The organism is Rhizobium sp. P2_G2, from assembly GCF_056403555.1.
Genome location: NZ_JBFUFF010000050.1, coordinates 13,903 through 26,558 on the forward strand (window position 1 = coordinate 13,903; position 12,656 = coordinate 26,558).

A 12,656-nucleotide genomic window follows, 5' to 3' on the forward strand; every position below is an offset into this window, starting at 1 on the left:
AAGCTCGAGTTCGTCGATATTCCGTCCGGCACGTTACATGTTGGTCATGGCGGATCTTCATCATCGGTCTTGTTTTTCGACGGGCATCCGTGGACCTCATTCCACTCGGGCCGGTCGTCGAAGGTCTCTCGACCTCCCTCTAATATTCGCATCACCGCAGTGAAATGGCGCAGCCACTTTGGCTGTACGGCAGGAAGCGGCGCGGGAACATGCGGTTTCGTACCCCGTTAGGAATGCACAATACGGGAGCAGAGCATGTCAGGCCATCCAACCAAACCGCACATCAAAGTTTATTCCGGACCTGCGGGAGGCTGGGGATCGGCGAAATCCGTCAGCCAGATCCTGTTGCGCGAACATGTATCGGCTAAAGGCCCCGCGCTGCTCGCCCACCAGAACAAGCCCGATGGCTATATGTGCGTCAGTTGCGCCTGGGCCAAGCCCGCCAAAACCCGTCCGCTCGAATTCTGCGAGAACGGCGCAAAGGCCACGGCCTGGGAGGTGACAAGCCGCCGCGCCGGCCGCGCCTTCTTCGCGGCCCACACCCTGGTTGAACTCGAAGGCTGGCGCGACCATGACCTCGAAGAACAGGGCCGGTTGACGCATCCGATGCGTTGGGATGCCGCGAGCGACAAATATGTGCCTGTGGCCTGGGAGGCTGTCTTCGAGGAGATTGGACGCGAGCTTCGCGCGCTGTCGCCCAAGCAGGTGGATTTCTACACATCCGGCCGCGCTTCGCTGGAAGCATCCTACATGTACCAGCTCTTCGCGCGCATCTATGGCAGCAACAACCTGCCGGATAGTTCCAACATGTGCCACGAGAGTTCATCGGTGGGACTGCCGGAAAGCATCGGCGCGTCGGTCGGCACGGCGATCCTCAGCGACTTCCAGAACACGGATTGCATTTTCTACATCGCCCAGAATGTCGGCACTTCCTCGCCGCGCATGCTTCATGACCTGCAGGATGCGGTCGAGCGCGGCGTCAAGATCGTCACCTTCAATATGCTGAGGGAAAGGGGCCTGGAGCGGTTCGTCAATCCGCAGGCGCCCGGCCAGATGCTAACGGGCAAGGAAACGCCGATTTCCTCCGAATATTATCAGGTAAGGAATGGCGGCGACACCGCGGCTCTGTTCGGCGTCTGCAAGGCGCTGATCGAGGCCGATGACTGGCTCAAGGCATCCGGCACCAGCAAGGTGTCCGGTGACGATGACGTGCCCAAAAATCCGGCGGAGGCCAGCACCGTCGCCTTTGCCGCCGCAATCGCTGCAGCCGACAAGAAGCATGTGCTCGACCATGATTTCATCAAGCAGCACACGGCGGGCTTCGAAGATTTTGCCGCCGCCGCGCGGCAGCATGAATGGTCCGAGCTGGAGCGCGTTTCGGGACTGACGCGCGAGCAGATGACCGAGGCGGCACAGATCTATGCCAAGTCCGACGCCGTGCTGATCGTCTATGGCATGGGCCTGACACAGCATGTCATGGGCGTTGACAACGTGCATATGGTGGCCAATCTGGCACTTATGCGCGGCAATATCGGCAAACCGGGCGCCGCTATCTGCGCCGTGCGCGGCCATTCCAATGTCCAGGGTCAGCGGACGGTCGGCATTACCGAAAAGCCAGGCCTGGTGCCGCTCGACAAGCTCGCAGAGCTTTATCAGTTCGAGCCGCCGCGCTGGACCGGCCATTCTTCGGTCGAGACCTGCCAGGCGATCATCAGCGGCGAAACACGCGCCTTCTTCGGCCTGGGCGGAAATTTCTTGCGGGCCGTGCCGGACACGGAGGTCATGGAGAGCGCCTGGCGAAAACTGCGGCTCACCGTGCAGGTGGCGACCAAGCTCAATCGCAACCATGTCATCCATGGCGAAATCGCCTATCTTCTGCCCTGCCTCGGCCGGATCGAGGTCGACAAGCAGGAAGGTGGCCCGCAGGCCGTGTCGATCGAAAGCTCGGTGGCGCACTTCCACGGCTCGCGCGGCATGACAGCACCCGCAAGCCCCGAACTGCTCTCGGAGCCGGCGATCATCGCCGGCATTGCCAAGGCGACGCTCGGCGAGACAAAGGTGCCGTGGGAGGCCTGGTTGGCGAATTATGCGGAAATCCGCAACGCCATCGAGCGGACCTATCCTGAGACATTCAAGAATTTCAACGAGCGCATGTTCCGTCCCGGCGGGATCCCGCGGCCTTTGCCCGCCCGGGAGCGGAAATGGGTGACGCCGAACGGCAAGGCGAATTTCATCACGCCAGAGCGGTTGTTTCCGGAATTCGCCATCGAGACGGGCCGCGCTGCATTGCACCTAGCCACGCTGCGCTCCAACGACCAGTTTAACACGACCATTTACGGCTACAGCGACCGCTTCCGCGGCGTGGAAGGCACGCGAAAAGTGGTGTTCATGAATGCGGAGGATATTGCCGCGCTTGGATTTGCCGATGGGCAGAGTGTCGATCTCACCACCGCGATCGAGGCGCAGACGCTGCGTCAGGTGAGGGGGCTGCGCATCGTCGAATACGGTATACCGAAAGGCTGTTGCGCCGGTTATTACCCCGAATGCAATCCGCTTTTCCCGCTCTCCCTTCACGATGCCAAATCGAAGACGCCTTCCTACAAATTGCTGCCTGTCTTCGTGACGGCTTCGCGCGAGATTCCTGTCGACTGAATTCGTTGAGCGTGGTTTGAGATGACCTGGGAGTCGGCGGCAGAAAAACTGCGGATAGGAGCGCTGGTGCTTGCGGCGATCCTTTGCTGTGTGACGGCTGCGGTTCTGATGGGCTGGCTGCGCGGCGAGCGCGAATTCCGGCTGGCACCACCGCTCTCGGCGGAGCTGGACAAATTCCGGCTGATGCCGAACGGCATCGGCGGCGCGCCCCCCGAAGTCTATTTCGCCCTGGGCAAGCCCTATGAGGGCGATTCCTATGATCTCAGCCAGGGCAAGCGGCTCTATTCCTGGTTCGGCTGCGCGGCCTGCCATGGCGATGGCCGCGGCGGCATCGGGCCATCCTTCCTCGACGGCTGGTGGCTTTACGGGCCAGAAATGGTGTCGGTCGTCGCCTCCATCCGCGACGGCCGTCCGCACGGCATGCCGGCTTTCCGCGACAAGATGACGAGCGATGAGATCTGGCAGCTTGCCGGCTATGTCCGCACCATCGGCGCCTATTCGGTGCAGACGACAGCGCCGAGCCGCAATGACGACAAGCATACGCGGCCTTCGGAAAACCGCGGCCCGGCGGTGATCCAGTTTGATCCGGGGCCTTCGGGGGCGAAGGTCGATCAAGGACCGTCTCCATGAAGTGGATCGGGCGGTTGGCATCTCTGGTCTCTGCCTTGATCCTGGCCGGCTGCGACAATCCGCAATCGGCGCTCGATGTGCAGGGGGCGGTGGCGGTCGAACTCAGGCACCTGATCCTGGTCTTCGCCGTGGTCTGCACGGTTGTCTGGCTGGCGGTTGTCGGCGTGCTTGTCTGGGCGCTGCTGCGCAGACGAGGGAGCGGACAGCCGGGCGGTGCCGAACAGGAGAGAACGCTGCGGCTGGCAGTCTTGGCTGCCGTCGCAGGCACGGTCGTGATCGTTTCAGGGCTGACGCTAACGAGTTTTCTCGCAACCCACCGGATCGCCTTGATGGGTGACGCCGCATTGACGATCCGCGTACGCGGCCAGCAATGGTGGTGGCAGGTCATCTATCCCGACAGGAACCCGGCGCTCGCTTTCGAAACCGCCAACGAGATCCACATTCCGGTCGGAAAGAATGTCCGGCTCGAACTGGAGGGGGTAGACGTCATTCATTCCTTCTGGGTGCCGAGCCTGGCCGGCAAGCAGGATCTCGTGCCCGGCCGGCACAACAGCCTGACGATCCGCGCCGAGCGCCCCGGCGTCTATCGCGGGCAATGCGCTGAATTCTGCGGCCTGCAGCACAGCCATATGGCGGTGCTGGTGATCGCCGAGACCGCGGCGGACTACGAACGTTGGTCAGCGGCGCAGCGCGCGCAGGCTGTCGCCTCGATCAACTCCGAGGCCAGCACCGGCCACACAGTGTTCCTGAGCAAGCCATGCGCCGCCTGCCACACGATCCGCGGGACGTTAGCCGCAGGCAAGACCGGTCCAGACCTGACGCATGTCGGCAGCCGCACGACGATCGCTGCAGGCCTTGTCGAGACGACGCGCGGCTCGCTCGCCGCCTGGATAGCAGATCCGCAAACCCTCAAACCGGGGAACAACAWGCCATTGGTGCCGCTGACGAGCGACGAATTGCGAGCGCTCTCCGCTTACCTGGAGAGCCTCAAATGACTGAGGACAGCAAACCCCCGCAATTGGACAGCATGTTCGACAATGCCGAGCTCGAACGCAGGCTAGCCAAAACCTGGCAGACGAAGCCGGGGATCTGGGGGGCGCTTTCGACGGTGGACCACAAGATCATCGGGCAGCGCTATGTCGCCACCGCCTTCGTCTTCCTGCTGCTCGGCGGGCTGCTGGCAGTGGCGATGCGCATCCAACTGGCGCAGCCAGAAGCGCGCTTCATCGGTCCGGACCGCTACAACCAGATCTTCACCATGCATGGCTCGAACATGATGTTCCTGTTCGCCGTGCCGGTCATGGAAGCCATGGGTGTCTATCTCGTGCCGCTGATGGTCGGCACGCGCAACATCGCATTCCCGCGCCTGAACGCCTTTTCCTACTGGATGTATCTCGCGGGGGGCTTGCTGCTATGGATCGCGTTTGCGCTCGATGTCGGACCCGATGTCGGCTGGTTCGCCTATGTGCCGCTCTCCGGACCGGAATATGGCACCGGCAAACGGGCGGACATCTGGGCGCAGATGATCACCTTCACCGAAGTCTCGGCGTTGGCGATTTCGGTCGAGATCGTCGTCACCGTGTTCAAGCAGCGGGCGCCGGGCATGTCGCTCGACCGCATTCCGCTATTCGTCTGGTCGATGCTGGTGACCTCCTTCCTGGTGATCATGGCCATGCCGGCGATCATGGTCTCGAGTTCGACATTGATCATGGACAGGCTGGTGGGCACGCATTTCTACAATCCCGCCGAGGGCGGCGATGTGCTGCTCTGGCAGCACCTGTTCTGGTTCTTCGGCCATCCGGAGGTCTATATCATTTTCCTGCCGGCGGTCGGCATGGTCTCCACCCTGGTCGGCACGTTTGCCAGGCGCCCGGTCTTCGGCTACCTGCCGATGGTGATGGCGCTGATCGCCACCGGCATTCTCGCCTTCGGCCTCTGGGTGCACCACATGTTCGTCGCCGGCCTGCCGCGGCTGGGGGCGAGCTTCTTCACCGCATCGAGCATGTCGATCGCCGTGCCCGCGGGCGTGCAGATCTTCTGCTGGCTCGCAACACTCTGGGACGGGCGGCCCGTGTTCAAGGTGCCGCTGCTGTTCGTCATCGGATTCGTCTTTACATTCGTGATCGGTGGCCTGACCGGCGTCATGGTCGCCTCGGTTCCGCTCGATACGCAGGTGCACGACACCTACTTCGTCGTCGCACATTTCCACTATGTGCTGGTCGGCGGCGCGGTATTTCCGCTGCTCGGCGCCGTCTACTACTGGTTTCCCAAGATGACCGGGCGGATGATGAGTGAGCGGCTGGGCCGATGGGTGTTCGGCCTGGTCTTCGCCGGCTTCAATCTGACCTTCTTCCCGATGCATATCCTCGGGCTCGAAGGCATGCCGCGGCGCATCTATACCTATCAGCCGGAAATGCCCTGGGGCGGGCTCAATCTGTTTGTCAGCTTGAGTTCTGGCATTCTCACACTCGGTTTCCTGATGTTCTTCATCGACATCGTCAGGAGCGCCCGGCATGGAGCACTGGCGGGTGCGAATCCGTGGGGCGCTGCGACGCTCGAATGGGCGACCTCTTCGCCGCCGCCGCCCTATAATTTCCGTTCCATACCGGTCATCAGCGCGCGCGAACCGCTATGGTCCGATCCGGATGAATTGCCGGTGGCCGCAGGGCTTCAGGTGGACCAGCGCGAACTTCTGGTGACCAGCGTCGTCGAGGGACTGCCGGAGGCACGCGAATCCTCGCCGCAAAACTCGATCTGGCCGTTCTGGGCCGCGATCGCCACCACGGTTCTGCTGATCTGGTCGATCTTTTCACCCTGGGCGGTCGTCTGGGGCACCATTCCGTTGGCCATCGCGCTGATCGGCTGGTTCTGGCCGAAAGGCGATCCGGAGGATGATTCATGAAGCAACGCGTCGTCCTCGATGTGTCACAACTTCCTCTGCACGGTCTGGGCACGGCCAGCCTCACCTGGTGGGGCACGCTCGGTTTCATGCTGATCGAGGGAACCGGCTTTGCGCTGACGATTGCCATCTATCTCTACCTGATGAGCATCGCGCCGCATTGGCCCATCAATGCACCGCCGCCCGATCTGCTGCCGGGCACGATCCTCACCGTGTTGTTGCTGGTGAGCGTCGTGCCGAACGTGATGGTGGCGGCCTGGGCGCGCAAACAGGATCTGCGCCGGGTGAAGATCGGGCTTGTCGTCATGTCGGTGCTCGGCATCCTGCCGCTCATGGTGCGCATCTTCGAGTTCCCGGCGCTCCGGATCAAGTGGGACGACAATGCCTATGGTTCGGTGGCCTGGGTGCTGCTCGGCCTGCACACCACCCATATCCTCACCGACCTGGCGGACACGCTGGTGCTGACCGCCCTGATGTTCACGCGCCACGCCGACAATCCGCGCCGCTACGGCGACGTGCAGGACAATGCCATGTACTGGAATTTCGTCGTGATCGCCTGGATCCCGATCTATGCCTGCCTCTACTGGCTGCCACGGCTATGAGTAGCGCTTTCGCCAGATATGCCGGGCTGATCTGGGCGCCGCTTTTATGGGCAGCGAATACCCAGCTCGGCCTGATCCTGCCGCATGTCGATTGCCCGCAGCATGCGCTCCTGACCGCGGCCGTTGCCTGGATAGCGGTCGTGCTGGCGCTCGGCAGCGCCCTCGTTTCGTATGCGATGCGCGAGGCGAAGCCGTCGCGGCTGCAGATCTTCTTCGGATGGATGGGCGTGCTGTCCGGCTTGGTCTTCTCGCTCGCACTCGCTTACCAGGGAGCGGCAAGCCTGCTGTTGAATGCATGCGAACGTTGATCGCATCGAGCCTGCTGATCGCGGCATTTGCCGGCACTGCGGCGGCGCATGGCGACGAGACGCATGGGCTCCAACTCGCCTGGACCTTCGATCCCTGGATCGTCGTCCCGTTGTTGCTGACCGGGCTGCTCTATGGCCTGGGTTCCATGCGGCTTTCGCTGCGGATGCGTGCCGGCAAGCATCGGTTCAGCCATGCGCTCGCCTTCTGTAGCGGCTGGCTGGCGCTGGCCGGTGCGCTGGTGTCGCCCTTGCACTGGCTCGGCGAACATCTCTTCACCGTTCATATGATCGAGCACGAGATCGTCATGGCGGTGGCGGCGCCGCTGATCGTCATCGCTCGACCCATCGGTGCGTTCTTCTGGGCTTTGCCGCGAACCGGCCGTCACTCGGTGCTGCGGGTTTTCCAGGCATTGCGAGACGTCTGGAGGTACATGACCCGCGGCAATGTCTCGACCTTGCTGCACGGGCTGGTGATCTGGATCTGGCATGTGCCCCTGCTGTTCGACGCCGCGGTCACCAACACGACGTTGCATCGGCTGCAGCATCTCAGTTTCTTCCTGGCTGCCGTTCTCTTCTGGTGGTCGGTGCTCTGGGTTAGCGACCGCGGCATCGCGGCCTGGCATCTGTTCGTCACGATGATGCATACGAGCGTTCTCGGCGCGCTGATAGCGCTGGCGCCGCGGGTGCTCTATGTCGCGCAGACCAGGATGGCGGCGGGTTGGGGCGTGACGCCGCTAGAAGATCAGCAGCTTGCGGGCATCGTCATGTGGGTGCCGGCGGGAACCATTTATGCCGGCGGTGCTTTGGTTCTGCTGGCGCTCTGGATCAGCAAGTCCGGCACGGGAGCATTACATGGCCGAAGCATCCGCTCGTCATGACTTTGGCGGCTTGGTCTTGGTGGCGGGTATATTGGCCGTCATCCTCGCCTTCATCGGCGCAGACGCGCTGAACGACAGGCAGCAGACACGCGACGTTGCCAAGGCAGCGACCGGCGGCAATCCCGACCGGGCGCCAGAACTGTTCCGCAAATATGGCTGCACCGGCTGCCACACCATCCCGGGCATTCCCGGCGCCGACGGCCAGGTGGGAGCGCCTCTCGCAGACCTCAGGAAGCGCGTCTACATTGCCGGCGTCATAGAGAACACGCCGGACAATCTCATCCACTGGATCGTCTCGCCGCAGGCCTTCGCGCCGCATGTGGCGATGCCGGCAACGGGCATAACCGAAGCCGAGGCGCGCGATCTCGCGGCCTATCTCTACGCGCAGTGAGGCGGTCAGGGTTTCGGTGTTTCTCGATAGGGCAGGGCCTTGACGTAGCGGGCGATCGCCTCGCGATCGGTCTCAGGCAACATAGCCGTATTCGTCACTACGTCTGCCATCGATGAGCCGACGCGGCCGTGATCCGGCGTGTTCCCGGTCTTCAGCAGCTCGGCAATATCTTGCTCCGACCATTTGGCGAGCCTAGCGGGGGTGATATTCGGGATATAGCCCGTGCCCTCCGGGTCGACGCCGCCGGCGAACAATGTCGATGCCTTGATCGCGCCAAAGCTGTTGCGCGATGAATGACACTCCGCGCAATGGGTGACGGCCTCGACGAGATAGCGTCCTCGGTCGGGTGCAGCTTTCGCAATCTGCGCGGCGGGCTGGCCCTCGCGGAAAAACAAGAGCTTCCAGATGCCGAGCCCGCGCCTAATCTTGAAGATCATCGCAAGATCATGCGGCGGCGGACGGCCCTTCACGGCCGGCAATGTCCGGAGATATGCAAACAGATCCTTGATATCGCCCGGCTGCATGCCGGTGAAACTGGTATAGGGAAATGCTGGATAATAGTGCTGGTCCTTCGGCGAGACGCCGGCGACCAGCGCATTCGCCAGGTCCGTCACGTTCCAGGCGCCGATACCGTCCGCCATATCGGACGAGATGTTCGGCACCCGGAAAGTCCCATAGGGCGAGGCGAGCGCTAGGCCTCCACCAAGCCTGAGGCGATCCTGCTGGCCGGGCGCAGCATGGCAGGATGCACAATCGCCGGCAGCGAAGACGAGGCGGCCGCGCGCCGGATCGCCGGTGCCGGCCAGCAGCGGATCATCCTTCGCAAACGGTTTTGCCGGCGCCGTCGCGACCCAGATGATTGAGCCGATTGCTGCCAATGCGACAACCGCGATGGCCAACGGAACGGGGATGCGCATTCTACAGCACCTTGCAGGGACACTCCTGCACAAAACACCGATCCGGGCTCGGTGTTCCCATCGCAGAGAGTTCCAACGTCACCGGGGGGGCCTCGCCGTCTATATTTGGGCCGAGCGCTGTAAATCGAGAGAATGCAACGTAGCAGCACCCTTCGGGGTTACTGGGTGATTGATAGCGTCGCGGCAAAGCTTGTAAATAAGCGCTCGGTCTGCCGAGCGTCCTATATCCCACCCACCAGTCTTTGAACACTTCGAGGCGGGTATTTTGTCGCAACTCGGAAAAAATGGGAAAAACGCGAAGCGCCAGATTGCTCGACTGCTCAACGAAGATGAAATCTGCTATTCAAGTGGGTCAGCTCATCCGGCTGATGCAACACTGCTCCTGATAGCCCTCAATCCCGAGGTTGCGCCTGCTTTTCGAAAGTCAGCTTCTTCCCCTCGGGGTCCCGCTCCCACGTGCAGTTGTGCTCGAGCACGAACTCGATCGTGTTGACGTCCCGTTCGGTTTCGTCTGCCCCCGGCACTGCCGAGGTGATCCAATCCTTCGGAAGCGTTACCGACATTCCTGGTTCAAGCTCGTCGAGTATTCTACGCAACTGGTCGAAATCCATGGATCAATCTCTGCGGAGCTGTTGAGGCGCCTGGGGGCGGGGGACGTGAAGAATAGCGAAGTAGATTAGCCAACGCCCGGATCGACTTCTCCGGCGGTGGGCTCGGGAAGCGCTCCGGTGCCGGGCGTCTTTTCCCGATCCACCAGCTCTGGTTTGGAGTGAGGACCAGCTGGCGGATGCTCACCTTCGGCATCCGGCTTATCCCCCAACGCGGACGAACGTGCCGCGACCGATGCAGCCAGGGCGTTGAGGGTCGCCCGCTCGGTAAATCCTTGCTCCTGTGCAGTCGAAACGATGTCGCCGATTTCAAAATCGACAAGTTCGCGCAACTCGGAGTCGCCGCCAGCGTCAGTGGTTTTTGAATTATCCATGCAACAACAACGGCTCGAAGTTGGCGAGGTTCCGCAGACGGATCGGCGACGCACGCGGCCGCCAAAACGATGGGCATTCGGAGGGTCGATTAGCCTCGGTCGGTAGAAGGAACTATGGCCGTTTGTACGATAACGCGCGGGAACTTCGTGCTGGCGTCCGTGTTGGCGCAGTGTTTCCAACATATCTTATTCGGAGTACCTGATGTCCAAAAAACCCGCTTCTCAGTCGCCGCCATCAAAATCGTCTCAGCCGAAACCCGTCGATGCGACGATCCATGACCAGGTTCTGACGCGAGGGGACGGAGGCGAGCTGCATCAGACCGCCGAAGACGGACAGCCTGTTTTGACCACCGCGCAGGGCGGTCCCGTCGCGGACGACCAGAACTCGCTACGTGTCGGCGCCCGCGGCCCCCTGCTCGTCGACGACTTTCATTTCCGCGAGAAGATTTTCCATTTCGATCATGAACGCATTCCGGAGCGTGTCGTGCATGCGCGCGGCTACGGCGCACATGGCTTCTTCGAGACATACGAGTCCCTTGCCGCCTACACCAAAGCCGACCTCTTCCAGCGCCCCGGAGAGAGGACACCGGCTTTCGTCCGTTTCTCCACCGTCGCCGGCAACAAGGGGTCGTTCGATCTCGCCCGCGACGTCCGCGGCTTCGCCGTCAAACTCTATACCCAGGAGGGCAACTGGGACCTGGTCGGCAATAACATCCCGGTTTTCTTCATCCAGGACGCGATCAAGTTCCCCGACATGGTGCATGCGGTCAAACAGGAACCGGACCGCGCCTTTCCACAGGCCCAGAGCGCGCATGACAATTTCTGGGACTTCATCAGCCTCACGCCCGAAAGCATGCACATGATCATGTGGGTAATGTCTGACCGCGCCATTCCGCGGTCCTTCCGGTTCATGGAAGGGTTTGGCGTTCACACCTTCCGGCTGGTCAACGCCAAAGGCGAATCCACCTTCGTCAAATTCCATTGGAAGCCGAAGCTCGGGCTTCAATCCGTTGCCTGGAACGAGGCTGTGAAGATCAACGGTGCCGATCCCGACTTCCACCGCCGCGATCTCTGGAATGCCATAAAATCCGGCAACTTCCCTGAATGGGAACTCTCTCTGCAACTGTTCGACCAGGATTTTGCGGACAATTTCGATTTCGACATCCTCGACCCGACTAAGATCATCCCTGAAGAAATCCTGCCGCCGAAGCCCGTCGGCCGGCTTGTCCTCGACCGGATGCCCGACAATTTCTTTTTCGAGACCGAGCAGGTCGCGTTCATGACGCAAAACGTGCCGCCGGGCATCGATTTCTCCAACGATCCTCTGCTGCAAGGTCGGAACTTCAGCTATCTTGACACCCAACTCAAGCGTCTGGGCAGCCCGAACTTTACCCATATTCCGATAAACGCACCAAAGTGCCCATTCCATCACTTCCAGCAGGATGGCCACATGGCCATGCGCAATCCGGTGGGCCGGGCGAACTATCAGCCGAATTCCTGGGGCGAAGGGCCACGCGAATCGCCGATGAGCGGCTTCACGCACTTCCCGGCAAACGAGCAAGCCCAGAAGGTCAGGCTTCGTCCGGAGAGTTTTGCCGACCACTATAGCCAGGCGCGGCAATTCTACATCAGCCAAACCCCACCAGAGCAGCGTCATATCCAGATGGCATTGACATTCGAACTCGCCAAGCTCGAAACGCCCGTCATTCGCGAGCGGGTCGTGGCGCATCTCATGAACATCGACGAGACGCTGGCGAGCGCAGTCGCCGAAAGGCTCGGATTCCAGTCGATGCCAAAGCCCGCCGAAGCTGCCATTCCGACACGCCAGGACCTCGATCCATCGCCCGCACTCAGCATCGTCAAGCGCGGGCCGAAGCGCTTTGAAGGGCGCAAGCTTGGTATTCTCGTGACCGACGGGGTGGATGCCAATCTTCTCAAAGGCCTGCAGGATGCGATCACGGCGGAGAGGGCGGAGGTCGCCCTCATTGCGCCAAAGGTCACCGGGGTAGTCGCATCGGACGGCAGCCTGGTGCCAGCCCAGTTCATGATTGATGGCGGGCCTTCGGTCTTGTTCGACGCCGTAGTGCTTTTACCGTCTGCGCAGGCAATCGACGATCTCGTCACGGAAGCCACTGCCCGCGATTTTGTCGCAGATGCCTTCCAGCACTGCAAGTTCATCGGCTACGCGGCCGATGCCATGCCGCTGATGCAGGTAGCAGGTATCGCGGACAAACTGGATGAAGGCACAATCGAGCTTCCCGGAGAAAGCCTCTCGGCGTTTGTCACGGARCTCGGCAAGCTCAGGGTCTGGGCGCGCGAGCCATCCGTTAAGCTGGGCAAAGCTTCGCCGCCTCGGCMAAAGTAGCCACGCACTGCGTTTTGATTGTTCAGATGTCG

12 protein-coding genes are annotated in these 12,656 nt (G+C 61.7%); 9 read left to right on the forward strand and 3 right to left on the reverse strand.

All coding sequences use genetic code 11. The annotated features are described in order from the left end of the window. Window positions 1-255 precede the first annotated feature (255 nt). Genes AC1D06_RS26680 through AC1D06_RS26715 form a run of 8 tightly spaced genes read left to right on the forward strand, consistent with a single transcriptional unit; the run spans window position 256 to window position 8,360 of the window. Window positions 256-2,652, forward strand: coding sequence for an FdhF/YdeP family oxidoreductase (locus tag AC1D06_RS26680; RefSeq protein ID WP_477988806.1), 2,397 nt, complete (start codon window positions 256-258; stop codon window positions 2,650-2,652). Between the two features lie 21 nt (window positions 2,653-2,673). Further along, window positions 2,674-3,282, forward strand: coding sequence for a c-type cytochrome (locus tag AC1D06_RS26685; protein ID WP_477988807.1), 609 nt, complete (start codon window positions 2,674-2,676; stop codon window positions 3,280-3,282). Then, entirely contained in the window at window positions 3,279-4,277 is a 999-nt protein-coding gene (gene coxB / locus AC1D06_RS26690; protein WP_477988809.1) for a cytochrome c oxidase subunit II, read from the forward strand. Before AC1D06_RS26685 ends, coxB begins: the two co-directional genes overlap by 4 nt. Then, window positions 4,274-6,184 carry a cytochrome c oxidase subunit I gene (gene ctaD / locus AC1D06_RS26695; protein WP_477988811.1) on the forward strand — a complete coding sequence of 637 codons (1,911 nt, stop codon included), beginning with the start codon at window positions 4,274-4,276 and terminating at the stop codon, window positions 6,182-6,184. Before coxB ends, ctaD begins: the two co-directional genes overlap by 4 nt. Continuing rightward, window positions 6,181-6,783 (forward strand): cytochrome c oxidase subunit 3, encoded by a 603-nt coding sequence (locus AC1D06_RS26700; RefSeq protein WP_477988812.1) that lies wholly within the window; start codon window positions 6,181-6,183, stop codon window positions 6,781-6,783. The genes ctaD and AC1D06_RS26700 overlap by 4 nt, the downstream gene beginning before the upstream one ends. After that, entirely contained in the window at window positions 6,780-7,091 is a 312-nt protein-coding gene (locus tag AC1D06_RS26705; protein ID WP_477988814.1) for a hypothetical protein, read from the forward strand. Before AC1D06_RS26700 ends, AC1D06_RS26705 begins: the two co-directional genes overlap by 4 nt. Further along, the gene (locus AC1D06_RS26710) at window positions 7,079-7,969 is read left to right on the forward strand and encodes a cytochrome c oxidase assembly protein (RefSeq protein ID WP_477988816.1); all 891 of its coding nucleotides are present in this window, start codon (window positions 7,079-7,081) and stop codon (window positions 7,967-7,969) included. The genes AC1D06_RS26705 and AC1D06_RS26710 overlap by 13 nt, the downstream gene beginning before the upstream one ends. Further along, entirely contained in the window at window positions 7,944-8,360 is a 417-nt protein-coding gene (locus tag AC1D06_RS26715; protein ID WP_477877254.1) for a c-type cytochrome, read from the forward strand. Before AC1D06_RS26710 ends, AC1D06_RS26715 begins: the two co-directional genes overlap by 26 nt. A 5-nt stretch (window positions 8,361-8,365) precedes the next feature. Here the strand turns inward: AC1D06_RS26715 and AC1D06_RS26720 are convergent, their stop codons facing one another. From AC1D06_RS26720 to AC1D06_RS26730, 3 genes are all read right to left on the reverse strand, one after another. Next, window positions 8,366-9,277, reverse strand: a complete 912-nt coding sequence (locus tag AC1D06_RS26720) for a c-type cytochrome (protein ID WP_477877253.1) — start codon at window positions 9,275-9,277, stop codon at window positions 8,366-8,368. 392 nt (window positions 9,278-9,669) lie between these two features. Next, window positions 9,670-9,888 carry a hypothetical protein gene (locus AC1D06_RS26725; RefSeq protein WP_477877252.1) on the reverse strand — a complete coding sequence of 73 codons (219 nt, stop codon included), beginning with the start codon at window positions 9,886-9,888 and terminating at the stop codon, window positions 9,670-9,672. 65 nt (window positions 9,889-9,953) lie between these two features. Next, complete coding sequence (locus AC1D06_RS26730) at window positions 9,954-10,259, reverse strand: hypothetical protein (protein ID WP_477877251.1); 306 nt, start codon at window positions 10,257-10,259, stop codon at window positions 9,954-9,956. A 202-nt stretch (window positions 10,260-10,461) separates the two neighbouring features. Here AC1D06_RS26730 and katE point away from each other — a divergent pair, with 202 nt between their 5' ends. Next, window positions 10,462-12,624 carry a catalase gene (katE, locus tag AC1D06_RS26735; protein ID WP_477988817.1) on the forward strand — a complete coding sequence of 721 codons (2,163 nt, stop codon included), beginning with the start codon at window positions 10,462-10,464 and terminating at the stop codon, window positions 12,622-12,624. Window positions 12,625-12,656 lie beyond the last annotated feature (32 nt).

Bases quoted from the DNA above. Each gene is read 5' to 3' on its own strand.
- AC1D06_RS26680 (WP_477988806.1), top strand. From the start codon at position 256: ATGTCAGGCCATCCAACCAAACCGCACATCAAAGTTTATTCCGGACCT.
- AC1D06_RS26685 (WP_477988807.1), top strand. From the start codon at position 2,674: ATGACCTGGGAGTCGGCGGCAGAAAAACTGCGGATAGGAGCGCTGGTG.
- ctaD (WP_477988811.1), top strand. From the start codon at position 4,274: ATGACTGAGGACAGCAAACCCCCGCAATTGGACAGCATGTTCGACAAT.
- AC1D06_RS26700 (WP_477988812.1), top strand. From the start codon at position 6,181: ATGAAGCAACGCGTCGTCCTCGATGTGTCACAACTTCCTCTGCACGGT.
- AC1D06_RS26705 (WP_477988814.1), top strand. From the start codon at position 6,780: ATGAGTAGCGCTTTCGCCAGATATGCCGGGCTGATCTGGGCGCCGCTT.
- AC1D06_RS26710 (WP_477988816.1), top strand. From the start codon at position 7,079: ATGCGAACGTTGATCGCATCGAGCCTGCTGATCGCGGCATTTGCCGGC.
- AC1D06_RS26715 (WP_477877254.1), top strand. From the start codon at position 7,944: ATGGCCGAAGCATCCGCTCGTCATGACTTTGGCGGCTTGGTCTTGGTG.
- AC1D06_RS26720 (WP_477877253.1), bottom strand. From the start codon at position 9,277: ATGCGCATCCCCGTTCCGTTGGCCATCGCGGTTGTCGCATTGGCAGCA.
- AC1D06_RS26725 (WP_477877252.1), bottom strand. From the start codon at position 9,888: ATGGATTTCGACCAGTTGCGTAGAATACTCGACGAGCTTGAACCAGGA.
- AC1D06_RS26730 (WP_477877251.1), bottom strand. From the start codon at position 10,259: ATGGATAATTCAAAAACCACTGACGCTGGCGGCGACTCCGAGTTGCGC.